Source organism: Shinella zoogloeoides (assembly GCF_033705735.1).
Classification (GTDB): Bacteria; Pseudomonadota; Alphaproteobacteria; order Rhizobiales; family Rhizobiaceae; genus Shinella; species Shinella zoogloeoides_A.
Genome location: NZ_CP131132.1, coordinates 20,349 through 45,173 on the forward strand (window position 1 = coordinate 20,349; position 24,825 = coordinate 45,173).

A 24,825-nucleotide genomic window follows, 5' to 3' on the forward strand; every position below is an offset into this window, starting at 1 on the left:
CCTCCAAAACGCACAAGTTACCGATAGCCGGAAAGGCTATCCCCACATGCTGGAAAGCGCGTAGGTGACGACAGCAGAAATCCCAAGCAGGGCACCAAAGACAAAGGCAATCACTTGGCCGTACACGGTTTGCTCACCGTGGCCGGTGAAACCGTCATTTTCGCTCTGAACCATCAGCCAGATATTGACGCCGGTTTTCAGGCAAATGACCAAGCTCAGAAGGGCAAAGATCACGGGGATCAAGTTTCCGGCTGATGCCAGAAACTCATAAAACGATTGCCCCATGGTCTCTAGGTTCTGGTTATTTGGGTTCATCTCGGCCCTCCCACGGGTTTATCGCACCCCTTGCGGGATCACCACTGGCGCCAAGAAGACGACGCCCAAGCCCATCCCGGCCGGAGCCGACATCGTAGGGGGGCGGCTGAAATTGCTGGCTGCGGCTTGTGAAAGGTTCTGGCCAAGCGGCTGCAATGCGGCGAGAGCTGCCTGTCCATAGTTCACAGGCTCCCGGCCAGATACGATGACACCATCGCTAACCGCAACGGTCCTGTTATTCTGGACGAGCTGCTGGCCGACCTGACCGACGCCTTGCAGGATAGAAGACAGAAACAGCCCGCTGTATCGCTGCAACGTGTGTTTATCTACGTCTGCTGCAATTCCGGTGCGGGCCTGCGTTTCCGACACGGCAATTGCCGTCACCGGAAATTGAGCACCTGTGTTGGTGACGATCTGATTGAAGGAGATCGCCGCCTGATTGTCGGAGTAGCTGATCTGGCCCACGAGGCGCATGCCCGTCAACGGCCCATTACGCGTGCCTCTAGCCGGGTCGTAGATCACGTCATCGAGCGACACGATAATCGGAGCGCCCGGATCGTCGGAATTGAAAGCCCGATCCAGACGCGCGAAAATAACATCGCCAGTGCGGGCCAGCATCACCATTTTGGGCTGCGGCTTTGCTACTGGCCCTGCCTGTTTCTCTTCCTTGACTTCCGGTGCTTTGTATTTTTGCGTTGCCATCTGAACGCGGGGCGCATTCCCCCCATTCCCGTTGCCACCACGAGCAAGCGCATCGATCTGTGCCTGAATGGCTGCTCTAGCGGCCTGATCCGATACGGGCTGCTGCACCGGAACCTGCGTCACATAGACGGTTCTTTCCGTGGTCTCCTTGATGACGCGCTCTTCCGGCTCGGCCTTCTTCTCTGGCGGAACAACAGGTTCTTCGCCCTTGTCAGCCGGGCCTACCCCGGTAATCACGGTAGGAGCTTGATAATCCCTTCCGCCTTGGCGAGCTTGCTGCGCGTCCTCATTGTTGACGGTAGCGCGCCTGTTGGCCTCGTTTGTATCAACCGGCGTCATTTGATCGTTTCGCGGCACATTTTGGCCATTCGGAAGATTGCTGGCTGTGCCAGCGCCACGGTCAGGTGCCGTTTGCCCCGAAAGCATGAAGGCCCCGGCTCCGATAGCAACGACCAATGCCCCTGCTGCGCCAATAACGAGCTTATTCATGGTCAACCCCTCTTAGTATCGAACCGTTGCGGGGCGCTCCACGCCCGATCTGTCGGAGAAAAGCACGCGATAAGGTAGCCCATTGAACCTATAGGCCGTCTCCCCATCCGGTGTGGGGACCTTTTGCGCGAACTGCGGAGTGAGCATTTCAACATGACCGACGACGACCAGATCACCGTTAGGCGTGGTATAGCCACGTAGATCAGGCGCACCCTCCAAGGCTACTGACCTTGCCCCGGCCGGTATCCTACCGATGATATAGGTTGCCAAGTCGCTCTGCGGCACCGGCCTTCTGGCGACATTCCTGCCGCTCGGCGCATTCCGCCCCTTCAGAGAAACCGGCCTCACTTTTTCAGCGAGCGGAGACCGCCCCTCGATCACGACAGTCAAAGGCATGTCGATACTCACCTTCTGACCGCCCTGCGGCCGGAAGCCGGATTGCGTCAACAACACGATGGGATATGGCCACTTATCAAGCGCCACGTTGATGTTGCCAAACACCTCGAAATAGCAGGGAGTAAGGTTGATCGTGGTAGGCCGCTCACCGGCTTCGCTCGCCTGAGCGCCTGTAGCGTTTCCGCATCCTGCCCCATCCTGCGCCAGCATCTGCGGGTTATACGTTACGTTCGCCACCGGCCACGGATAGCCATCGCTGTCAACGAAGGTGACAGGAGTCGTAAGACCAAAGGCCATCCGCACCGTGGGAGGCGTCTGCATTGGTGTCTTTGCGGCGTTCACAACCCGAGGCAATGCGCTCGGGTATGGATCGGTCGAGTAAGTCGGCCGGACAGCAGCACTCTGAGAACCTAGCGTGGCGTCCCTGATGCGGCCGACCTCGTTGGGCTTGAGGATCATGCCTTCGGTCCGATCCACCATCCCTTGCCTGATTTTGTCCAACTCTTCCCGCGTGAGTTCGCGGGCTGGAAGGTTCGGTTGCTGCGAATAGGTCTGCGTACCTGGCTGCTGCTGATACTGGCCGGGGTCCTGCCGAGGTATCCCTTGCTCACCAACCGGCGCATTGATGTCCTGCTGTTGCTGTTCTTGCGCGACAGCCGCGCCTCCCATCATGACGGAGAGTAGCAGCGCTACCGGAACCCCTTTGGTCTTCATCTTCATGCCCTGCTCCATCAAGACTCGTTCTTGTTGAAATTCTGTGTGGCGCTGATGCTGTCTATCCCGATCCCGTTCGGGTTGGCCTCGGAGGGCCGAAGCGCAACAATCAGCATCGTCAGCAATATGTCCGACCGCCTCGTGTCCACGTTTGACTGCTGAAATTGAACGATAGGGACTTCCACTCGCCAAAAACGGCGTCCCTGCAAAAAGCCGACCTCTTTGATGTTCGGAACGCCGGATCGGTAAGCTGTTTGCGTAACGAAGTTCTCTCTAAAGGCGATAGGGGAGCCGGTACGGTTCACTTCCTGAACATAGGAGTTTTGGCCAGAAGGCGTGAAATACTGCCTCAGAGCCGAACCGATGATCGTCGCCTGATTATAGTAGTCGTATGAATTGACCGCGACTGCGGCATCAGAAGCGAAATCAATAAGCCTCGCTTGACTGATCGCAGCTTCTTTCAGGACCGTCGCGTTGCACGAGCTGCCGGTGCCCTGCTCACGCCAGACAAATTGCGTGACAGGTTTCATCAGATAGGTGTCGGCCGTCATCGCGAAGCTCGCAACGACACCAAGGCCAAAGAGACCGCCAAGACCTATAATCGCAAAGCGGTAGATCTCGACACCTTTCATGGACGCCCCCCTTCTTCGACTGGCTGCGTCGAGACAAGGCGACCAATCGCAATACCCTTTGGATTAAGAGGGGATTTGTGAGTACGAACGATCGTTGCATAGAAATCACGGTTTTCCGACCGACGATCCTGCGAGTTCCGGTAGATCAGCGTCATTGGGACGACGATTTCCCACTCATAGCGAGACGTACCGTCCGGCTGTCGAGTTGGCCCTTGCCTCGATATCACTGCGGGACCGCGTTGGGTTGCGGTAGCGTTCTGATATTTCGCGACGACATCCTTGATGATGCCCCACTCGCTGACCGAAAGACGATAATTGTTGCGGCCTTCAAGCGTCATATAAAGCGACGTGCTGCTGTTGATCTGGTCGCGCCAAGAAGTCCAATCGTAGGTTTGGATCATGCGGATCGCGTTTACCGCAAAGTCGCGAGCGGTCGCGTCTGCCACCATCGGCTCATCAAGGCCGATAGGCGCACACACTGACTGAGCATCAGTCGTGCCCAAGAAGGCAGTTGCCGGGAATTTTACGAACCGCGCATAAAGAATTTGCGCCAGATGAACATAGATCAGAACAACGGCAACTGCCAAAAGCAGCGTGAAAACGCGCATGTTCCGCAAGATCGCGGCCATCGCTGCATTGTCTTCTAAAATAGCCTCTTTCGACTTCACCGCGCCGTATTCCCCTGCAAAATCGGCACCGGGCAACCAAAAACCCCGCCATCGGCGACGTAAGGTTCAGTCACCGCATTTGCCTGTAAAACATATCCGAATAACAGCACTGCGAGCGTCCCCACGATCAGCGCCGTCCATAAGATCGTAAGCTGTTGCTGCTTGGCGATAATCTGTTCACGCGCGATAGAAGGCGCGACCGGATCGGGAAGAGTAGCCAAAGCGAACTTTGGCACCCTTACCTCACTGAATTTCTTCTTCTTATCGAAAAGCCCCATTGGCGACCCTCATTCCTTCAGGAGAGCATCGACAACCGGCATCATGGAATTGTCCCACCCCTTGAGAACGGCGACTTTGCCAGAAGCTTTCGGCACCACGAAAAGCGGTACTGCTGGAGCACGATCAGGCAGATTTGCCGCCAGCGTCAGCCAAACCTCGAAGTTCTGGTTGACCTCTTTGTCGAGGTTGGCATCCGGCGACATGTCGAGACCTTGCGTCTGCTGTGCCATCAGATTGTGAAGCGCCTTGACCTTATCCTGTTGTTTCAGGACACCCCGAATGCCCGGCAACGCATCAAGCTGTGTGGCCTGATCGCCGAGCACGCTCACCGGCACAAAACGGATCGGGTACTTGCCTGACAACGCCTTATGAGCTGCTTGGCAATACGGGCACCGAGGATCGAAGAACATGACAATGGTGTTCTTCTCGCTCGCCTGCTGACCGGCAGGCGTGTCGGAAATGCTCGCCAGTGAGGCTAGGCCGGTCAGCAATTGGTTTGCTACATTCAGGTCGGCAATTTCATACCCGGAATCGACCCCTTGCCGGGTAATGGGTTGCGCCGATGCGATGGCGTTCGGCTGAGCCTGCTGCGTCTGCTGAGTTTGCTGCACCGGTTGCTGCTGTACCGGCTGCTGCTGGTATTGGACCTGCGGAGGCTGGTAAGGCTGCTGCAACGGGAATTGTTGCGCCTGATACTGAGGTTGCTGTGGATACTGACCCGGCTGCGGATAGAAGCCCGGCTGCTGCCCCGGAAACTGCGGATACTGGCCCTGCGATTGCTGCGGATATTGGCCCGGCTGAGGCTGGTAGCCGTTCATCATGGGCGGTGCGCTCTGCGGCGCAAACTGCTTCGGTAAAACAAAGACCCCCAAGCAGGCTACGCCAACGAATGCCGTAGCCCAAATTCCCTGAATGATAATCTTCTGCGTTCCCGAAACGCTTTCCTTCGATGACGTGGTCTCAGCCATGACAATCCCGTTGTTAGAACCCGATAAACCGGTTTTCGCCATCGAGCGAAAGCCATCTACAAATCAACCGTCGCCACCTTAAACGACAACGATTTTAGAATCAATTTTTCTATCAAACATTTCCGGGCAGTTGTAAATGTGTCTCGCTTCACGAGACCTCGCGCCGCTGTCCTACTGGCTGACGACGCGCCAAGCGCCCTCGATCATCCGCAGACTCAAGGCCCGAGTATCCTTCGCGCCCGTTTTGACGCGCTCTAGGGTCACATCGGCAAGATAGGTTGCGTCATCCTGAGACCGGATATTGTCGATTGAAACGATCTTCACAGCCTGAGGCGGGATAACATGCCACTCGGCGGCGGCGGCACCATACGCTTGTACGGCCTCCTGATACTGCTGTGCCATGCGGCTCATCACAGCTCCTTCAATTTCCGCGTGACTCGGCCCCTTATCTCCGCAGCCAGCAAGCAGTCCGCAAATAATCAAAATAGCTATTCGTTTCATTTGCATGTCCTCTCCTGTCCAATGATTCCACCCCAAATAAAAAAGGCACCGGCCTATATGGCAGGTGCCTTCCGTCTCTCGCAAGTTGCAGAATTATTTTATGCGGCGTTCCGAGAGTCATTCGCCAGTCGGGCGGCTCTCATCTCTTCCAGAAGCGCCTTTTGCGTCTCGTGAAGAGCACGGGTTTCCTCCAGCAGATCGACCAGAGTAAGCCTTGCGCATTCGCCTTGGATCAGGAGGTTCGTCAACGTACCTTCTGCCGTTGCATTTCCTTCTACAAGCGTCAGGCCATTAAAGAGGCTTGCATTATAGAGGTCGCGAACATCCGCAGCACGCATCTGGGGCTTTGGTTTTTTTCCGAAGAATTCCAACACCTTAACCTCCTGCAAAAAATTCGACATTAATTTCCGTTTCTAAATATATGTCAAATCCCCAATCATATCAAGGATTTTAGGTCGCTCACGAGTTAAAGTCCTCACTCAGCAGCAGCCAAAAGCGCCCCTGTATTCAAAGTCGCCGCTCGAATGGAATTGTTGCGAAGAGCTGTACGCCTTGCCACACGCAAAGGCTGGTCAATCAAGACACCAAACGCCGCCATTGCCAGCTCGCTATCCGTTGCCGACAACCCTGCGCTGGAAATGCTATCCGCGTAGCGCGCCTTCAGCGCATCCTCCAATTGGTCGATCTCGCGGTTTACCGAGATAGCGCCGCTGCTGCTGTCTAGCGCGGCGAGGCTTTCGACAATTGCAGCATCGAGCTGCCCCTGCGAAACGATGCCGCTTTCCAGCATATTTTTCAGGGTTTCAGCCACAACCTCGATAGGCGTATCAGCCTTTGGCTTGCTCCTTCTAAACCGCTCATCGCGGATCACACTTGAAAGCGTCGTAAGAATATCACGGAGCAGAACCGCAATGCCGTCACGATCCTTATGGTCGAGATATCGCCTCGTCGGATCAGCCTGCGTAAATGACCACTCTTTGATGCCTTCCGCGCTCAGCTCCTCAAGCATCTTCTCTTGGCGATCACGCTTGCGAATTGCTTCTATCGATTCAGGATCACGAGATTTTACCGGCACAAAATGGTTTAGCCGCCATTCTGTGACTTCAGGGACCCCACCGGTATAGAAAGCGGTATAGCGGATCGTCCGGCTCTCACCACGTCGAATCCGACCTTCCCGCGTCTGCGTGCCTACGATCAAATGGAATTGGCCGTCTTGCTGCCCTGCGATGTCGGCATATTTGATCACGTCCTCTTCTTCGTAACTGACCTCATCACTCAAACGGGTGGTCTTGAAGGCAGCGCGCTGATCAACCTTCATCCCTCTCGAAACAGGGGTCATCACTTTGGATCCCCACCCCCGGATCAGCTTAAATGTGTTGCTGTCTTCGCCCCCGACGAAACGGCCAATATGCCTCAACGTGGTATTCTGAAGCGTCTCTTGGGCTTCCTGCGGGGAGGCTTTTTCGAGAGAGTCGGGCGTCTGCATACCGAACGTGCATGAAACCCCAAAAGAGCGGGCTTGCGCAGCGGCGACAGAAAATCCCTCGACAACATAATATCCGTACTCATCGAAAATGAGCGGATAGGGCATGTTCGATTTGCTAGGTGATGCGTCCACAATACTGCGGCGGTCGCCCTCAAGCGGCTTATGGAGCAGGTTGCCGAGAACCTGTTTCACAGCCGCAACCGTGATCTTTCCAAGAGCCGCTGTGCTTGGTGGAGCTTTTTCGAGCGAGGGGATCATTACAAACACTATGCGACGGTTCAGGAAAACGTCGCTCATGTTGATTTCACCGACCTGCGCGTTAAACACATGCCCGAAGGAATAGGTCAGCATCGCAGCGGGTTCCGACAGGCTCATCGTCATGTAACCCCACTGTCGGTACACCTCGGCACGAGAAGTTTCGTTCGCTTGGTTCTGATCGCCGCCGCCCGTGCCTCCCGCGAGCTTTCGATAGCTTTCTATCATTTCTCGGGAGAGCGCTTCGACCTCGTTTTCGCCAGACAGGAGCGCCATCGCAATCTTCGTATCGTTGGCGTCGATCATGGGAGGCGGCTCTTTCGGCATGACCTGGCTATAGCCCGGCAGATCGAGAAGAACCTGCTCCAAGCTCTGGCAAGCCTGCTTCAACCGAAGAAAATCTTCATGCTTGCCTTCATCCGGCAGGCTGACTACGCGGCCGTGCTTGTCCCTGAAGCGGCCAAACCATACGAGGTTTTCAACGTTATTAAGCTGGAAAAACTCTGTCAGCAGTCGCGGATTGTAGTCAACATATCCCCGCTCTTGAAGGAAAGTCAGAGGCCGGGGAAGCGCCTTGTTGAGCTGCATAGCTCGCTGCGCGAACACGCTGTTCGATCCTTCTGCTGGCGGAATGAATGTTTCCATCAGCGTGCTTTTCTGGTCAGATGACCCCATCGAAAAGGGGTTGAAAGTGTTGGTCAACTTGACTTCGGAATGGCCGTAAAAATCCTTCGCGCCCATCATGAAGTTGAGGGTGAGAAAGTCCTCATCCCTACCGAAAAGGCGGGTGATTTTCTTCAGTGAGTTGAGGGTATCGGCCGATGCCTTACCGTCAACCATAATCGCACCGCTGTTCAGGCAAAGGGCATTGAACACAAGTCCAAATATCTCTTCGGACTTACCGGAACCGGTGCCGCCAAGAACCATTCTGTGGGTCTGGATGTCTTTCGCGGCAGACCACACCTCCTGACCAGAGTACGCCCCCCGGCCTACTCCGTGGTAAATGACGCCAGCGCCAACGTCGCCTGTAGACTTGTCTTTGAAGCCCTTTTTGCCGAGGTCCATCGGAACCCGGTAAGGGGCATCCCACAACTTACGGGCATAGCTCCCCTGTGACAGAGCGAGGAATACCGCGCCAATCGCCAGAAGTTCCGGCCAGAATGGTGCCCAAGACAAGAGCAGAGCTATGACAGCCAAGCCAAAATAGGGCTTGAGAACGTCAGCGGGATCGTTGTGGCAATCCTTCACCCATTCGGTGAGGCTTTTCCTCCTTTCGCGCCGGGAGGATAAGCGAACAACGTCTGTATGCTCGACGCCTTCAAACTCTCTCGTGCGCTTCGCCATTCAACTACTTCCCTGTGCCACCAAGGCGACGGGGCGGATTGCTCCCTCCGTTGCCAAGGCCCCCGCGAGGCTGGTTCCGCATCCGGGCAATCTGACTGCCAGTTCCGGCCAACGACCCACGCCCGCCGATGGCAATCTGCGATGCTGCCGCAGCAGCAGGATTTCCAAGCATCCCTTCGCCGCGCTGCGCTTGCGATCCGAGGAACCGGCTCATACCTGCCTCGACGCCATCCATCACGGCATCCCCAACGCCGTCGATCAGGCCGCAGCAGATGGAAACCAGCGCTACCGCCGCCGAGGCGTAGATCATGAACCCGCCGATTGCCAACGCGATATTGCCCAACTGCCCCCCGGCGCTGACCGGTCCAGCATAAGCCATGGCCGCATATGCGTTTCGTGTGAGGATGTTGAGGAAATCCAGCCCCACGCGCATGAGCATCATGCAGAAGATAAGTCCGATGATGATGAGAGCCGGGCGCACCAGCAATGCCAGCAGCACCATCAACGCTCGCGCGATGCTCGTCCCCTGCAAACCACCTTGCCGGTTTGGGTAGAACATTTGCATCAGCCAGAACGGCGCTGTGATGATCGTCTGTACCGCCAAGATCAACCACGAGAGTGCGGCGAGAAAGAAGTAGATCAGCGGCATGTACGGCACGACCACAGCCAGCAGAAAGCCGATGGCGACCAATAGCCAGCCGAGGGGACCCACCATTTCAAGCAGCTTTCCTCCGATATACGCCAGTGGGTTCACCATCCCCACCGCCGATTCCGACGCAATTTCACCAGCTTTGGCAGCAGCGACGAGAGCGCCGCCGGCACCGAGCATCGCACCGCCCGTCGTTTGCAGTTGCGGGATAGGATCGGCCCAACCTTCTCCGTTCAGAGAGTTGCCTTCATTGTTCTGGCCCATCATGCCGAGCACCCAATCGGTCAGACGGCCCCAACCCATACCCGCACCGCGAATAGCCGCGATATCAGACGAGTTCGTCCCCAATCCGCTATCTCGGTTTGCGTTGTTCAAGAATGTGCCCGACATCTGATCGAGGTTGGCCATGTCCGACGAATACTGCTTGAAGAAGACTTCCAGTTCATTTGAACACGTTGATTTCCAGAAGGCCCACGAGCTGGAGACCACGCAGCCCCAAGCTGCCGCCAGATCGCGCGAGGCAGGAGTAGCAGAAACGGATATCCCCTTGCGGATGCCGTCGCGGGCAGAGGTCGCATTCACGAGAATACGCTGGTAGAGGACCGCATAGAACCAGCCGTTTCGATTAGAAGCAGACATTGCCTGCGCAGTTGTCTGGCGCAGCTCCGGTTCAGATTGCTGAAACTGAGTGTTGATGGCTTGCTTAGCCGCCGCCACAACCGTCGAGATAGACTGCCCAATAGCGTCCACTTCTGCCGGGCCGCGCTTCCGCATGCCATCTGCAGGGTACAGTATGTCAGTCAACCTCTGCGCTTCGGTATCGAGCGACGAGAGGATTGCATCGGCACCGGCCTTACCTGTTCGGGCAGCATATTTGCTGATTGTGCTGGCGATCTGGTTCTGGATGGCCATGTTGGAAGGATCAGCGTTCGCGTTCGCCTGAGCGTTCGGCACCGATTTTTCAATGGAATAGGTAGCCGTAACGCCGCCGCAAAGCCCAATGCTGTCATTCAGCGAAGCAGGAGCTTTGAAGTAGATGCTCCGTTGCGCAAATCCTTCTTGGGTGTCTCGTACCTCTGCCCCCGAAACAGGAGTAATCTGGCCGTTCGTCGTTGCCATACTGGCAAGACTTTTATTCAGCGAACGTTTGCAAAGCTCGCCGCCCACCCGCGCCTGCAACGCTTGGGTTATAGCAGTCCGCAGATCAGATTCGGTGCCATCCCCCCCGTCACTCCACCAGCCGCTCTCATTCAGGTTCGTGAACGTCTTGTTGACGGCATTGGCACTTGCCATTTTATCGCCAGCGATGCGCCACATCGAGTCCCCGAGGCCAGACGACCATACGGCCACCTGCATCGTGCCTATTTGCAACGCGCTGTATCCGTTGAAGGCCGGGAAGCAGAGGATCGCGCCCAAACCGGCTAAAACAAGCGTCCAGCTTGGGTTCATTGAACGACCACCGGCCTCGCCATCATTTGCCGTATCTTTAAGGGCCGCGAATATGAGGTAGGTGGCAACGACAGCGATGACAGCCAGCATCGCCCAATTCAATGTTGTGACGAGCTGCGCCAGAATATCGTTGGTGTTATCGCAGCTACCGCCAGACGGAGCCGCTTGACCACCCGGCACCCATAGGTAATCGAACGTGCAGCCAAGAATTCGCCGAAGGAATACGAGGCCCGCACTATAATCTTCGGGAGTGAAAAGCTCTGTAATATCCGGCCGCTCAGCCATTGTGTCCCCCTAAGACGTTAAATACTCATACGTGGTGTGGCCGCATTTCTAGGCTCAGCCGGGCGCGCTCGTGTCTTGCTATCAAGGTCAGACCTACTTGCCTGCACCACGGCCCTCATATTCGACATGAAGGTAGCAAGCTCGTCGCCAGTAGGCGTCAAACTTGGGGAACCGACGCTTGAAAGCGATCCCCCCATCTGTTCCATTGATTGCGTAGCCGCCACGTGGGCCTCAAATGCCCGCGCAAATATCTCTGCTGGTTCGGTCAGGTACGCCGCATACTGCGGAGAGATAAGGCCCTTTTCTTCCAGCGCCGAGACAATCCTTCTGGTGGATTGCGCGAATTTATGGGAGCGAACCTTTTCCAAGATAAAGTCTTTATCGCCAACATTGTGTATCTGGTGACCGATCTCGTGAATCAGGGCACCGGGCCGCGTCGGCACAATGTGAATTGCGTGAAGCTGAATATCTTCGTTGGCTCGATAAAGCGTTGCCGATCCACGGTCCAAGCCACCGGCCCGGCCCATATCAGGGGCAAAGAAAAACTTCACGGTTTCATCGCCGAAAAGGCGATCTCTCGGCATTCCAAAGGCTTTCGCCGCTGCCGACAGCGCTTGAGTAATACGTGCCTTGGCGTCAGTGGCAAGATCGAGCGACAATCCCTGTTGGACGGTAAAGGTGTTCGGGCCGAGATCGGGCGCACCCTTCGGCTGGAATTTCGCTCCATCATAGGCACGATAACTAATCCGTTCGCCCGCAGCCTCCACGAGCCGCCCGCGCAGCGATGAGGCAAGATCAACCTCCGCAAGACCGGTGGCATTGATAACCGAAACCTCGCGCGCAATGGCTTCCACCATTGCCTTGATTGACGTGTCGGCCGCGATCTGCGCCTCGCGCCCACCCGCATCCCATTCCATCAGGCTATCGAGCTTCTCTTGCCATCCATGCCGACCGGTAGAGACAGCTAGCAGAACCGTTCCCCATGTCTCGGCCGCGCGTAAAGGACCAACCTTGGCTACTAAGCGGTCATAAACCCCGAACGCGTCCCCCTCAAATGGCAGTTGCTTGGCGGCAGCGGCTCTTGCACCCATCACCGCATATGCATGCTGGATTGAACGGTTTATATGCTGCAAGAGGGGAACCGGCGCGTCGGCCGCAAAAGCGTTCAGCACCGCATCTGTGACCTCGCGGGAGGATCGAGCGGGAGGCGCAATGTTCGTTGGCGCCCGTGCTGTAACGCTCAGTGCCCCCATAATGCGCCCCTTGTCAAAGAATGCTTCCAGCCGGGTCACGACATCATTTAGCGAGCGCACATCGTTCATATGCTCATAGATCGCTGGGCGGCCATCGTTACCGCTCTGGATCATCGCCCATCTGCCTTCGTATGCCTTCTCAACAGCCGCAGGGCTAGGCTTATGCGCTAGCTCCAATCGGAGAAGATAGCGGCCCCCGCTCTGCCTCAAGGAAAGCGAGATGCCGGGGCCGAAATCGAACCACTTTTTCGCGTTCTGGTCCATCTCTCCTCACCTTTCATCGAAGCTGAACGGGTTGATCCCAAATCCTATGTCGCTAACGCGCCCGACCAATTCCTGCTCGTTTATGACGCCTGCCGGGGCAAACTTCGTTCCATCGTGCTTGACGAGGCAACATTTATCGAACTTCAGCTTCTCGCCGTTCTTGTCCTGTGCCTGCAACAAGGCACACGCCTCCATCTGAATCTCACCGGCCTTTTCTTTGCCGAAGGCCAGAGTGACCCGATAACCTGGCTGCACTGCCCCCTTCGGTTTCGGGGCTATAACGAAAAGCCAGAGTCCCGAATCCGGCCCATCACCTTTGAACCAAAGGACGCTGCGGCCGGGAGGAATAGCGTCACAGCCAATTCGCGCAATATACTCGCCGATTGGCATGCCGCCCGGCTCACCATCGATGAACGCCTCTTTTTCCGCTGCATATGCAGCATTCTTGAGGGTGATGTTCAGTGAGGTAGATTCCTCAACTGACAGCCTTTTCACCTGCGGCGAAGCCTCTTGCTTCGGCGTGGCGGCAACAGAAGGCTGCTCGAACGACGTTTCGCGCTCCGATCGCTCGAATTCCCCGATCTCATCCTCATCCGAGAACCCGACCTGATCTTTCGCCTGCTTCTCGATCATTGCAGCGCTCGGAGCATCGTCGTCATCTTCCACACTCGAATACGCATCAACCGTCATAGTCGCTCTCCGCATGTTTCGATCCGCTCGATGCAAGTCGCTCGTCAGCCAGCCTCTCCACGGCTTCCTGAATCTGCTTGGCGGCATAGAGCATCTTCGGCATTCGGCTGATCCGACCTAACGCCTCATTGATCGCCGCCTTCATCCTGTCTGGATTGAGCTGCACATCAGATTTGCGTCGAGCCTCTTCGTGCTTCGCCGCCGTTGCCAGCTCTGAAACGTAGATGTCCCGTGCAGCCGAGGGGCGCGAGGGATCATCTACCTCATAGGTAATTTCGATGTCGCCATCGCCGACCTCGAAATCCTGATCATCGAAATAGCCGTCGCTATCCGGGACAGCCACATCAACGTCTACTGTCGCTATCTCGTGGCTATCGTTGTGATCTGCGCGTTCGGCTGGCTTATTTCCTGTCAATTCGATCCCTGTGCCTCTGCTGCGAGCATTCCTGCAACGACCGCGGCCTTGCGAGCCTCTGACTCCGAATGGTAGGTGCGGAGGCGCATCGAAAGTGCCCGCAAGCGGTTAAGTTCGATCATCAGGCCACGCTCTGACTGCATCTGAAGAGCATTGGTCCATTTTTGATAGGCGGGACCACCGCCATAGTTGTCTATCAAGGCATCCATGGCCTGAAGGACGCTCCCCGCCCCATCTCCGTCCCCGCTGGCCTTATTCGACATCGCCGCGACCGCAGCCAACGAAACTAGCGCAGGCGAGCGCCAAGCCTCTGCCTCGCGCGCACGCAGCATCGAGAATTCACCTCCAACAGTGCCTGTCTCATTACCCGTGGGCTTCTCCACCGCAAAACCAGCGAGCTGCTGGATTACTTTTCGCTTATCCTCTTCCGAGGCATTTACATCGAGCAACAACGAGGCGTCCGTCGAGCGCGGATCTCGCCGGTCAGCCGCCTGCTGCGCGACACTCGGAACAGATCCCGGCGATACGTCGATCTGCTTGTAAACACGCGAGGTTGAGCTACCGGTGCCATCAATAGCGCCCGTCACCTTCTGCAAAAACGCCACTTGGGCGCATGCATTGGGTCCTTGCCCTGTCTCATACGAGTAGTTTTCCTTGATCGCGACCAAACGCTCGCGCCGCATCTGCTCAGTTACGGTATTTGCGTAAGCCTCTTGGCTCTTCTTGGTGGCCTGCTGCAACCTTTGCCCTTCGCCGGAAGTTTGCCGGTTGAGCACCTTGAGCGCTGCGAGGACCTGTTCCAGCGTCTCGGAGCCAGCTTTGGCGACATCATTTTCCAAAATCTGCGTTTCTTGGATCAGATGCTTTTCGACTTGCTCGTGGGTGGCAATCCATCCAGTGCTAATCGCACACCATGCCGCAGCGGCCGAATTAGCGCCAAGCAGCATGCTACCGCCGAGAACAACTGAACCGAGAACAAAACGCTTATGCTTTTTCATCGGACAGCTCCTATTGAAGACCGGCGCGGCGCTGGCCAGCGCCTACAGAGACAACGCCCTCGTTGCCGTTGAACACAGCTCGGTTAACCCGAGACAGGGCATAGGAAGACAGCGCCAGTTCCGTTCTCGCATTGTCTTTGACCTGAAAAGCCATCAGAGCGATGTTTGCGGCTTCAATCCGAACAGCGTCGAGCAGCGTGGCTCTCAGCGGCTTGTCGGCGCTGGCCTGCGCCCACTTCACCCCACCATCGTCACCTGTCCAATGCTTCATCAGCTCGGCCAGCTTTTCTCTCGGGCCACCCGGCTCATTTTCGGCAGCGATGGACGACAAAACGTTCACCACGACCGAACGACGAACATCGTTCCTGTTCTTTTCGAAGGTCTGCAAATCGCCTGCCACACCGCCACCGGCTTGCTTCTCAATCGGGGGTCCGGCAACGAAATTGATATACTCTGCCGCCGCCGAGCTGTTGCCGCTGAATATAGCTTCGGCATCAAAGTTCGAGCCGCTTTGCGCCAATGACGCCCAATCCTTCGGGGACCCATATTGGCCCGGCTTGAAATAGGTGCCATTACGATAGGACGCGGCTTTCCCGGCCATTGCCATGTTTGCAGCATAGAAAGACTGGCTCTTTGTCTGCAAACCGCAACTGTCATAGCCCGTGACGCCATAGCGCTCTTTCGCATCGGCAATTTGATACGCCTGCCTCTGCGCAACATTTGCGCTTGCTGCCGCTTCAGCAGATTTCTTTACCACGGTAGAGGTTTGCTGACCCGATCCCGATTCCTGTTTCGTCAGGACCTTCAGCGCTGCCAACAGAAGCTGGCGTTGGCGCATCTCTTCCGTGATGAGCAACGTCTTCGATTTCACGATCTGCGTCGTCACAGCAGTATCGAGCTGTAGCGTCCGCTGGATTACATGCGCCTCAACAGCACATGTCACGGCAAACGCAGGGGACGAAATCCCCGCCATCGTAATCGCAGCGAGATAAAACGCCGCCTTTTTCTTCGAAATAACGGTCATTGCATATCGCCTCCCATACCCGACACCGCCACGCCCATCATTGTCGAACGGGACGCTGAAAGCGCCGCGCCGCGCATACGGGCATTCATCAATTCCAGACGATCCCCTACAACTTCAGCATTAGGCTTGATCGTCGGCAGTGGGGCGAGGACATCAATGTAGTCCGCAGCCGTCACGACTTCAGCGCCGCCATAATTTCTATTCACGAGAAACGGCGCTGCATTCGAATCCCCGGCGTTGCGCTCGCTTCGAACGGTCGATTGGCAGTATGTCGGGCCGAGGGCCGCACGCTCCTGATCGGTGCAGTAATGTCCGATCCTCTTAAGAAGCGAGTTCTTGATTGTCGCGGCCGCGTTTCCGCCGCTGCTCAGGTATTTCTGATCAGATGACCGGAAAGCGGTCAGCATCTTCTTTTCGGAATTATCGACACCTGAGAGACCCGACCTTGCATCCACAACAGCGCAGGATGTCTCACCTTGACCAGTTTCATACGAATATCGGTTTTTGATGTCGGCCATACGGAGCGCCTGCTCTTGCGCAAGTTCCGCATTCACCGCCGCCTCTTCCGATTTCTTGATCACGTGCTGTGTTTGGGATGCTGAGCTGGAGACTTGCCGGTCAACCGTTTTCAGGCCAGCCATGAAGCGCTCGAAACTAGTCGCCCATTCCATGATCGTTGCATTGGCAGCGCCCGGCATCGTCGTGCCAGCGAAAGCGATGCCAATCACCAGTGCGGTTGCTGCTTTTCGCATCGGATATCCCCTTTACTGCTGGAAGAGATTTCCGAACGGGTTGCTCGTGTTTCCGGTATTGCCGGTGGGCTGCGTTCCATTACCCACCGTGTTGTTTCCAGCCTGCACGGCAGGCGGGGTCATGATCGGCTGGTCGATGCCGTTGCCGGTGCTCATTGACGCCAGCGTGAAGTCATACTTTCCGATGCCAGGAATACTCGGAAGCTTCAGCTCTGTTACGCTATTCCCTGAACCGCCAAGCAGCTCATTCATCTGTCCTCCCATGACGGAATCGAACTGGTACATATTGTTGTTGATCTTCCCCACCACCTTCTGCAGTTGGTCATTGAGCACTTGGCAAACTTGCTGCTGAGCTTTCTGGATCAAACCATTGATCAACTGATCCGCCGCCCCGCCCAAGAAATCGAAGCTTGTGGGGATCAGGTTCGAGAGATCGAGGGAATCGAGCAGGTTTGAGCCAAGGCAGCTATTGGCCCCGTTAAAAAACTCGGAGCTATCCACTTTCGCTGCATCGAGAAGCGCTATCTGTCTCTGAACCGCTGCATCGGCCGCTTGAGTGATCCCGCATCCACCCGCACCTTGAGCGGAAGCCGGTGAGGCCGCAAAAATCGCCGCCGAAACTGCCAACCCTGCAAACGTCGCCTTCGTTGTGGCACGCATGTCCGTCTCTCTCCTGTTAGCCTCTTTCCCACGCGGCAAGAGCCGCCAAAGCAATTCTCAAATTTCTGACGGACAAAACCGCCGCGAGATGATCGGCACCATATGCCGCCGTCTTCTCGAAACCTTGGCCGGTGCGATCCTCGACCGCGAGCGGCTTGTACAGGTCAACGAGGACGGCACCTTTCAGCGGATTTACCGCCAGTTGAGTTCCGCTATCGGGGTTTGCGTTCTCTGGCACTCGCTCGACCTCTGAATTTCACTGTGAAATCAAAAAAAGATTTACTGCATAATGCGGCAATATCCAACCCCCCGCAGGCCGCATTGAGAGCAATCCCGCAGAGTTGAATAAGAACGGCCTGTCGGCAGGAAAAACGCTAAATACGGAACCTTTGGACGATTTTGATAAACCGCTCTTCGATTTTCGGAGCATCAAGGGGGATATTTTTCTCGGAGCAGAACTTTCGGAAGGCATTCGCCACAATATCTGCATCAGGGGTGACGCCTGTCGAATGCTCCCTAACCAGATCACGCCAATGGCTGAAATAAATCGATCCGCTTGCTGGAAATGCTACGGCTCCAATGGCCCGCCCACCTTCTCTGCGCGGCTCTGTTGTCTTCGATCTTTTATTTAAAAAATAAGATTCTGATTTCTGCCTAGTATTTTGTGTACCCCTTGCAGCGGAAACCGGGCGGTCAGACCGGTCCTTTTTTTGCATTCGCTCAAGTCGAGCGCGGCACCAGTTCACGACCTTGATCAAGCAAGCCTGAGCGGGCCGTATAATCGACGTTACACCCAACGTCTTCCCGCTCTCAACCACGATGAAACCGCTCGATTTCAGATGAGCCAAAGCCTGCTCGACTGATGATCGGCTGCACCCCGCCTTTTTAGCTATTGTCGCAATGGAAGCGTCACATCGCCCGCGCGCGAGGGCGCTAAGCTCGCAGATCGTGTGCAATACCGCTCGAAAACTGGCACGAGGAAGCTTCGCATAGATCTCGGCTACGTTTGCCCCGCTCTTTTCGAGCTTCGCTGAGAACCAACCCGCACTGATGTTACGAGTTCTCGCCTGCGCACGCCGTTCCTCCAAGGTAAGCCTCGAATGGATGGCCAAGGGTGTGCCCCATTTTACCGGTCGCGCTCTCCGGCCCGCCGAGAGTTCCGCCCGACGCTCATTCACCGCGCCGTAGACAGACTCCACAAACTCATCATCCAGTAGCCCGCGAGCGTGCGCACCGATGACAGCCTTGATGCAACTATCCAACGCCGAATGTGACCATGTATTTTTGACGTTAGATAGGATTGTTCGTTCGCTGAGTTGGCACGTCGCCAACGCTGAAGCACTCATCTTTCTCTCTTTCCGGTTAGCCGGAAACGCCGAGAAAAAAAGACAAAAAGACTTGCATTTCGCCCTGAAGGAATCTACCTTCTAGGGAGAACGGCGCTCGGCAAAAGCGTTCTTTTCTATCTTAGTTTTCGACCCCGGACGGGAGACCGTCTGGGGTTCGGCATTTCTGGGGTTAGCTTTCTAGTCCTTGACTGATTCCCTTTCCAAAATTTTTCACAATGAAACCCGACAGAAAAAGTATGTCAAACTTTTTAACGCCGGGTAACTCATTCTACACGGCTGCAACTGCTGGTGACGTGGCTCTCTCTGAGCGCACCGACATAGTAGCCTCCGTTTTTGCTCCCAAATGCTGACTGATCAGCTCACGGGAGAGATTCGCCACAACCTCATTGTACACGACCAGCGCGCCTTTGATGCCGATCATCCCATCAAGGGACTTATCGCTCGCCGCAGCGCATAGAATCGCGGCTACGTCCGACGCCGATGCGATCTCCTTCGCCACTGTCGAGTTGCGCACCACGGCCGTGCCAAGCTTGTTGCTCCAATCTGCGCAAAGCGCATCCTTGGATTTGTCGCAAACATCGTTCTTGGCTTTTACGATTACGCCGAAGGTCTTCCCACCGAAGGCAGCCAGCGCGCCTTTTTCGCTGAGTGACGCGGCGCACCTGGCTATCTCCTTTTGGTCCCAATAGACCCGGAAACCACTGGCCGCGTCAGACGCGCCCTCTCGAATTCGGATCGATGCGCCGGGAGTGAAAAGCTTTTGCGTCGAGTCCCCGAAAGGATCGGTGCCGACAAAAAGACCGGTATTGATCGCCCCTTGCTGCCGTACAGCTTTGACGATTTGCTCATGCATCTCTTGCAGCCGAGGCCGGATCAGATCGCGAACATGATCAATCGTAACCTTGCAGCCACCGTGGACCATCCTTGTGAGCATGTCACAGGCGATGTATTCCGCCCGCGCCTCGTCGTCTGCCTCGCTGATAATCCCCGTCATTCCTAAAAGGAGGCCGGAAACGGAAGCCACGTCAGCTTTCATGAAGCCGACACGGCTTGCCACGCTCGATGTCAATTGCTCGAGCACTTTCTTGTGCCCATCGCGCTTGAGCAAAAAGCAGTGCCGGATCGCGCCGCTTTCGTCCGTATACATTGCCTTTTCGCCCATTCGCTTCCCCGCGAGAGCCGAAACGGCGGCAAAAAGGTTGCCTTCAACAGCATATCGCGTCCGACTGACGCTCCCGCCCTGCACATTCTGGAACAGGGCCATCATCACGCTGTCTTCGGGACTGCCATCTCCCAAGAACGGCTTCCAGTGAAGACGTTCATAACCATTTCCGAAATCGGGGGATTTTCCCTTCGCTTCGGCTTCTTCCAGCGCCTGAGCGAGAGGTTGAGACCACATGGGCGCAATGGACCGGGCGAGGCCAATCCCGTCATCGTCCAGACGCGCACTCTTGAACGCCCATATCTTCGTGACGCCCTTAGCCTCAACTGTCGCTTGGTGTTCTTCGCGTAGGATCGCATAGACAGATGCCATCGGCATATCGATCAGGTGCTCCTCGCCGGGTACTGCGATCCGCACGCTCCACTCGCCAAGATTCAGGGGCTTCTCCTCGTTGAAGCGTACATCGGTGATCACGGCCGGGACACCGATCTCTCTATCGGTGTGATCTGTCCCGTCGATATAATCGACGGCGGCATTGAACAGCGTCGAATCTCGCAGCCTTGAGACCAGCTTGGGGTAAACCGTGACGATAGCGCCGGGTGCGAGTGTTGGTGCTATGTCGAGCAGGAAATCAAGCTTGTGCCCGGCATCGAGCACCATTTTCTCAAGCCCCTTGATTTCCTTTTCAGCATCGCGTGTCCATTGATTATCCCAAAACCCTTGGGCGACCTCCAATGGGTGTTCTGTCGCTCCAAGGCTGCGCAATTCGTCAGAGCGGTTCATCACACGGTCGAAAATCGGATCAGAGAAACGAATTTCCTGACCACTCGGCGCGAGGCTTTCCAGCCGCTCAACAACCGACATCTCGCGGCCAAGGGTTTGATCGATCATCCATCCCTTGCCCCGCGCTACCGCGTCCTCAACAGCCAGCACATCGATTGGCTTGATTGTCTCCTTGTAAGTCAGCTTGTTGAGCGCAAGGGGACGTTCGGACATGCGTGCTGATGCCGCGTTGCCACTTATCAGCGATGCCACTTCTTTCACCTGCGCCCGCCAGTCATATTCTCGCAGCCGCAGAGGATTTTCGCCGAGGGCGTCCAGCAAGGCCACGCGCATCTGAAAAGCGGTGTCCAGCTCGCCCATGATCGTGCGCTGCATGCCGGAAGGCAGCGCGATCATACGGCCCATCAGCTTCTCAGAATATTTCGTCTCGATATCGGATTCCGGGTCGATATCGAGCGTGACGGCAATATCCGGGTTATTCTTGAGATATTCGCGGCTGACAAATTGCCCCACCTCGTTGAGAAGGTCGAGCGTATCCTTAATGTTGGACTCGTTTTCACGGGTGGCCGTAGAAGCCGCTGTAAGCGAACGGTTCTTTCGGTTGAACAACTGCGCCAGACGATCCGAGCTGGCCAGCCCTTGCAGGGGCACCGTATAGAGCGGAGGATGAATTTGCCCGACACGATTGATGCGGCCGTCCATCTGGCGCTCCTGCGTCACATCGCCCTGCATCTGCGCCTTGATCATCTCCCGCTGCCGCACGTCGAAACCATTTGCGGGTGACGCCTGCGCCGACAGGCCCACAGCGGCCGACTGGTTCAGGATCAGAACATCCACACGACCGTTATTGAAGTCCGAAACAACATCGTGCTTAAGCGGCTTGGGCCGGGCGCTAATGACAAATCCGCCCCCATCTTCCGCTGGTCGCGACATAAAGGAACGGCCCGTGATTTCTCCCAATGATAACCCGTGCTTTTCGAGTGCCACGGCTAAGTCGTCGATCACGGTCATCGACAATAGGGAAAAGTCGGCCGCATCCACCCGCGCATTGAAATCAGCCAGCCAATCTTCGTATTCGTGAAGGCGAATTTCTGTGACCGCCCCGAATCCATTGCTTTCCTTAACGGTCAGCAACCGGTCAGCTACACGCTTGATCACATGCCCGAGGTGGGGCTTCTCAGGGAGGACATAGGCTGACCCCTTCATGATGCCCGCATTGTCGGCATCATCGAGGCCATCATTATCCCAATGGCTCGCGATCAGATCGCGCATCAACGTGTCGCCAGTATTGGCGACCGCCACCAGAGGCTTCCTGCCTTCGGCGATTGACTTCAGCACGAGGTCTTCCAAGAAAACCCCATTGATAGCCAGCGTCAGGTAGTTCGACAAATGATGGAACCGGGAGGCTGGTGATTGATAATGCACGCCGACCGAGCCTAGAGCACGGTCCCGTTCCGCACCCTCTGGCATCTGTTCGATGTCCTTTTTCAGCTCCTTTTGCCGATGCTGAGACCAATCTTTGACCTCGCGGCCGAGGGCCAGCAACTCGGACATCTTGTGCGCGAAAAGATCGACCTTTTCGAGTACCTGAGCAAAGCGAACCGGATCGACATCTTGCAGAGAAACAGTTTCGCGAGCGACTTCAGTGTTGTCGAGTTCACGCGCAATAAGCCCTCCCGACCGCGCCATCTCGTAAGAAAGCGCTTCCTGCAAAGCCAGCGGCTCTTTTTCGATCAGCTCCACCAGTCTGTCGGGCGGAATCCCGACATCCGGTAGCGCAGAGCCGTAGACGCGCAAATTCCGCGCACCCTTCAACGCCGTCCCTGACGCATATGCAACGGAACCACCTGCCGCTTTGACGCCCTCAACCAGTGCTGTCATCGAGAGACCGACGTTCGACCCCTCACCGGCTGCTCGATGAGCCTCGTCCATGATCAACAATGGTGGCTTGTCCTGCTTGCCAAGCCACTCCATGATCGCCGCAAGTTTCGCTTCCCTGCCCTGCGCGCCGAGCTGCGAATATGACGACAAGATCATGTTCATCGACGGATCAATCGTCTTTTCACGTTTGGCAGACGATGGCGATGCCCGGAAAACGAAACCCTCTCCACGTCGCCGCTCCCCCTGAAAATCGGGGTCAAGGATCGATGCATCCTTACTGCTGTTGACGATGTAGGGTTTGATAAACTGCGGCAGCTCATTGGCTGGCTTCCGCATTACCGTGGCCAGATCGCGCGCTACAAAATCCGTGAATAACGAGGCATTATCGGTGAAGAACAACACCGGCCGATCCTCTTTGAAGGCCGCACGGGCGAGCGCCGCGAGCTGACGGCCTTTCCCAACGCCCATCAGATCTCCGACAATAATGGATTCTGCCCGCAGCGCTTTATGAAGCGCAAGCCCTACACCATCGACCTGTCCAGCATGCAGCAAGCCTCCCAACTCGCTGACCTCAACGCCAAGGCTGTCTGCAACAAAATTATCTACCGGCCCGCGAACGCGCTCCAGCTCCGTGAGGGCAAGTGCGACCGGTTCTGCCAGCGCTTTTTGAATCTTGAGAACAGGGCCACCAACAAGGGAGGCGGACTCATACGTGACTTGGAACGGATCATTCTCAACAACCAAGTCATCGACCAGCACATCAGGCGAAACCACGAACTCGGCCTCGTCCTCCGACATCTCAAGTTCGTCTTCACTGACCGCCTCGAACACCGGTTCCTCGACACCTGGACCGACCGGGGGAACTGCCGGGACCAGAGCCGCCGGCACATCACCGTTGGGCGTCTCATCTGTCGTGATATCAGCGTCGTCAAAGTCGGGAGCTACGAACGTTCTAGCAACCCGGGTGTCTGGCGCCGAGCGCCGAGCCATAATCTCGTCCATGGCCAAACGTGCAGCATCGCCCCACGCGAATAGCTGATCAGTGGTATGGAGATATGGCAGCTCATCGGGGATTTTTTTCGCTCTCTCAGCGGAGAGCGGGTTTTCAAGCCGGGGGCCAAGGGCATAGACGATCACAGGGAACTCAGCGCCGGATTTCCGATAGAGCCTTCCGTCGAGCATGGCAGCGCCAGCAACCTCGAAGGTCGCATGGAGATAGTTGTTGAAGAAGCGTGTCGCTCCCTCAAGCTTGCCTTCGCCCATCATCTCACCCGGTAGAACTAGGAACGAGCGACCACTGTCCGCTCGCACCTGGTTCAACGCGTCATAGACGATCCGATGGTCAAGGCGTGAGATGGAGAGCGTGCGGCCCTCTCTATCAGCCACATTCTGTGCCTTGATCGCCTCAAAGGGTGGGTTTGCCAGAACGGCGTCAAACGCCATTCCTCCAAATCCACCTTCAGCGTTCACTTCGAAAGCTCGCGGCCTGATATTTACAAACGGTGCGCCCGCATCCTTCAGCACTCTTGTGCCACGTTCTGCGCGTGCCTTGTCCAGCTCAAAGCCTTCTATACGTGCTCCGGCCGCCGCAGCGCCGAGCGCCAGCGTTCCGTTTCCGGCCGTTGGCTCAAGCACCAATTCTCCCTCGCGGATGCGCAATATATCCTGTGCGACAGCCGAGATCGTAAGAGGCGTTGAATATTGCTGCAAACGCAGCCGTTGCGCATTTCGTTCGCCATGAGCGGCAGACCTATCAGTCAGCTCTCTGGCGACTTCACGGAAAGCCCCACCGCTGCGCACGAGGTTTGCAGCTTGGACCGCCAATGCGGCTTCAATTTCCTCCTGAAAGGCGAAAACGCTAAGGAAAGGAGACGCGTCATCGACAACTATATCCTTGTGCAACCGGGCTATCGATCCCCGGTCAAAGCTATCACCTTGCACGATAGCCAGTGCTACACCGGCCGCGCACCCTGCCAGCTCAGTTGTTCGAATCGCGCGTAGGAACCGATCACGATGCTCGCCTTTTTCACGACCGTTGCTGAAGCGGTCGTACTCGTAGTGGGCCTCATTCGCTTTGTTGACTGCTACTCGGCCCCCGATGGTTTCAAATACCTTTGAACCGGCGAGGTTAAGGCCGATCTGGCGCGGAGTGACCATATCACCCATGCCGGTGCCGCTCATGCACTCGTGAAAACGCTTGGACAAGAGCGCGCGGTCGGCAACATCGACGTTGAAATCATCGTCCCAAAGCCGCCTGATCGGAAGGCCGCAAGCAACCCACAAGTCGCTTGGATCGAGATCGCCGGGCGGTCTTACGACGAAAATCGTGGCTTCGCCCCTCGTAACCGTATTGAGAACGGGCACATTGCAATACTTCAGACCGCCCCGCACGCCGGTTGCCCGCACATCATCGGTCGTCGCAATCAAAAGATCGCCTGCATTGCCGTGCATGCGAGAAGCAC

Annotated in this window: 21 protein-coding genes; 1 reads left to right on the forward strand and 20 read right to left on the reverse strand. The window is 56.3% G+C overall.

Annotated features, from left to right (window positions below):
- Positions 1 to 36: 36 nt before the first annotated feature.
- The 18 genes from ShzoTeo12_RS26550 to ShzoTeo12_RS26635 all read right to left on the reverse strand — a co-directional run bounded on the left by ShzoTeo12_RS26550 (position 37) and on the right by ShzoTeo12_RS26635 (position 17,188).
- On the reverse strand, positions 37 to 315 hold the full coding sequence (locus ShzoTeo12_RS26550; protein ID WP_130519720.1) for a hypothetical protein: 279 nt from the start codon (positions 313 to 315) through the stop codon (positions 37 to 39).
- A gap of 18 nt (positions 316 to 333) precedes the next feature.
- The gene (locus tag ShzoTeo12_RS26555) at positions 334 to 1,506 is read right to left on the reverse strand and encodes a DotG/IcmE/VirB10 family protein (protein ID WP_130519722.1); all 1,173 of its coding nucleotides are present in this window, start codon (positions 1,504 to 1,506) and stop codon (positions 334 to 336) included.
- 12 nt (positions 1,507 to 1,518) lie between these two features.
- Complete coding sequence (locus ShzoTeo12_RS26560) at positions 1,519 to 2,622, reverse strand: DotH/IcmK family type IV secretion protein (RefSeq protein WP_164057010.1); 1,104 nt, start codon at positions 2,620 to 2,622, stop codon at positions 1,519 to 1,521.
- Between the two features lie 11 nt (positions 2,623 to 2,633).
- On the reverse strand, positions 2,634 to 3,248 hold the full coding sequence (locus ShzoTeo12_RS26565; protein ID WP_130519725.1) for a DotI/IcmL family type IV secretion protein: 615 nt from the start codon (positions 3,246 to 3,248) through the stop codon (positions 2,634 to 2,636).
- Complete coding sequence (locus ShzoTeo12_RS26570) at positions 3,245 to 3,952, reverse strand: DotI/IcmL/TraM family protein (RefSeq protein WP_164057009.1); 708 nt, start codon at positions 3,950 to 3,952, stop codon at positions 3,245 to 3,247. Before ShzoTeo12_RS26570 ends, ShzoTeo12_RS26565 begins: the two co-directional genes overlap by 4 nt.
- Complete coding sequence (locus ShzoTeo12_RS26575; protein WP_130519729.1) at positions 3,913 to 4,194, reverse strand: hypothetical protein; 282 nt, start codon at positions 4,192 to 4,194, stop codon at positions 3,913 to 3,915. The genes ShzoTeo12_RS26570 and ShzoTeo12_RS26575 overlap by 40 nt, the downstream gene beginning before the upstream one ends.
- Positions 4,195 to 4,203: 9 nt before the next feature.
- Positions 4,204 to 5,163: a hypothetical protein gene (locus ShzoTeo12_RS26580; protein WP_207900515.1), complete on the reverse strand. Its 960-nt coding sequence runs from the start codon at positions 5,161 to 5,163 to the stop codon at positions 4,204 to 4,206.
- A 171-nt stretch (positions 5,164 to 5,334) separates the two neighbouring features.
- Positions 5,335 to 5,670, reverse strand: coding sequence for a hypothetical protein (locus ShzoTeo12_RS26585; RefSeq protein WP_130519731.1), 336 nt, complete (start codon positions 5,668 to 5,670; stop codon positions 5,335 to 5,337).
- 92 nt (positions 5,671 to 5,762) lie between these two features.
- Complete coding sequence (locus ShzoTeo12_RS26590) at positions 5,763 to 6,038, reverse strand: hypothetical protein (protein WP_130519733.1); 276 nt, start codon at positions 6,036 to 6,038, stop codon at positions 5,763 to 5,765.
- 101 nt (positions 6,039 to 6,139) lie between these two features.
- Positions 6,140 to 8,749 (reverse strand): hypothetical protein, encoded by a 2,610-nt coding sequence (locus tag ShzoTeo12_RS26595; protein WP_130519735.1) that lies wholly within the window; start codon positions 8,747 to 8,749, stop codon positions 6,140 to 6,142.
- Between the two features lie 4 nt (positions 8,750 to 8,753).
- Positions 8,754 to 11,132 (reverse strand): DotA/TraY family protein, encoded by a 2,379-nt coding sequence (locus ShzoTeo12_RS26600; protein ID WP_130519737.1) that lies wholly within the window; start codon positions 11,130 to 11,132, stop codon positions 8,754 to 8,756.
- A 17-nt stretch (positions 11,133 to 11,149) separates the two neighbouring features.
- Positions 11,150 to 12,649: a hypothetical protein gene (locus tag ShzoTeo12_RS26605; protein WP_130519739.1), complete on the reverse strand. Its 1,500-nt coding sequence runs from the start codon at positions 12,647 to 12,649 to the stop codon at positions 11,150 to 11,152.
- Positions 12,650 to 12,655: 6 nt separating this feature from the next.
- Positions 12,656 to 13,339, reverse strand: coding sequence for a hypothetical protein (locus ShzoTeo12_RS26610; RefSeq protein WP_130519741.1), 684 nt, complete (start codon positions 13,337 to 13,339; stop codon positions 12,656 to 12,658).
- Positions 13,329 to 13,754 carry a hypothetical protein gene (locus ShzoTeo12_RS26615; protein WP_130519743.1) on the reverse strand — a complete coding sequence of 142 codons (426 nt, stop codon included), beginning with the start codon at positions 13,752 to 13,754 and terminating at the stop codon, positions 13,329 to 13,331. The genes ShzoTeo12_RS26610 and ShzoTeo12_RS26615 overlap by 11 nt, the downstream gene beginning before the upstream one ends.
- A complete protein-coding gene (locus ShzoTeo12_RS26620; RefSeq protein ID WP_130519745.1) occupies positions 13,751 to 14,752 on the reverse strand; it encodes a hypothetical protein in 1,002 nt (333 codons plus the stop codon). Before ShzoTeo12_RS26620 ends, ShzoTeo12_RS26615 begins: the two co-directional genes overlap by 4 nt.
- Positions 14,753 to 14,762: 10 nt before the next feature.
- Positions 14,763 to 15,776, reverse strand: a complete 1,014-nt coding sequence (locus ShzoTeo12_RS26625; RefSeq protein WP_130519748.1) for a hypothetical protein — start codon at positions 15,774 to 15,776, stop codon at positions 14,763 to 14,765.
- Positions 15,773 to 16,528 carry a hypothetical protein gene (locus ShzoTeo12_RS26630; protein WP_130519750.1) on the reverse strand — a complete coding sequence of 252 codons (756 nt, stop codon included), beginning with the start codon at positions 16,526 to 16,528 and terminating at the stop codon, positions 15,773 to 15,775. Before ShzoTeo12_RS26630 ends, ShzoTeo12_RS26625 begins: the two co-directional genes overlap by 4 nt.
- A gap of 12 nt (positions 16,529 to 16,540) precedes the next feature.
- Entirely contained in the window at positions 16,541 to 17,188 is a 648-nt protein-coding gene (locus ShzoTeo12_RS26635) for a hypothetical protein (RefSeq protein ID WP_130519752.1), read from the reverse strand.
- Between ShzoTeo12_RS26635 and ShzoTeo12_RS26640 the strand changes: the two genes are divergently transcribed.
- Positions 17,187 to 17,441: a hypothetical protein gene (locus tag ShzoTeo12_RS26640; RefSeq protein WP_130519754.1), complete on the forward strand. Its 255-nt coding sequence runs from the start codon at positions 17,187 to 17,189 to the stop codon at positions 17,439 to 17,441. The genes ShzoTeo12_RS26635 and ShzoTeo12_RS26640 overlap by 2 nt on opposite strands.
- Positions 17,442 to 17,562: 121 nt before the next feature.
- Here the strand turns inward: ShzoTeo12_RS26640 and ShzoTeo12_RS26645 are convergent, their stop codons facing one another.
- Both ShzoTeo12_RS26645 and ShzoTeo12_RS26650 read right to left on the reverse strand, forming a co-directional pair.
- Complete coding sequence (locus ShzoTeo12_RS26645; RefSeq protein WP_130519756.1) at positions 17,563 to 18,534, reverse strand: helix-turn-helix domain-containing protein; 972 nt, start codon at positions 18,532 to 18,534, stop codon at positions 17,563 to 17,565.
- 271 nt (positions 18,535 to 18,805) lie between these two features.
- Positions 18,806 to 24,814, reverse strand: a complete 6,009-nt coding sequence (locus ShzoTeo12_RS26650) for a strawberry notch-like NTP hydrolase domain-containing protein (RefSeq protein ID WP_165909440.1) — start codon at positions 24,812 to 24,814, stop codon at positions 18,806 to 18,808.
- Positions 24,815 to 24,825 lie beyond the last annotated feature (11 nt).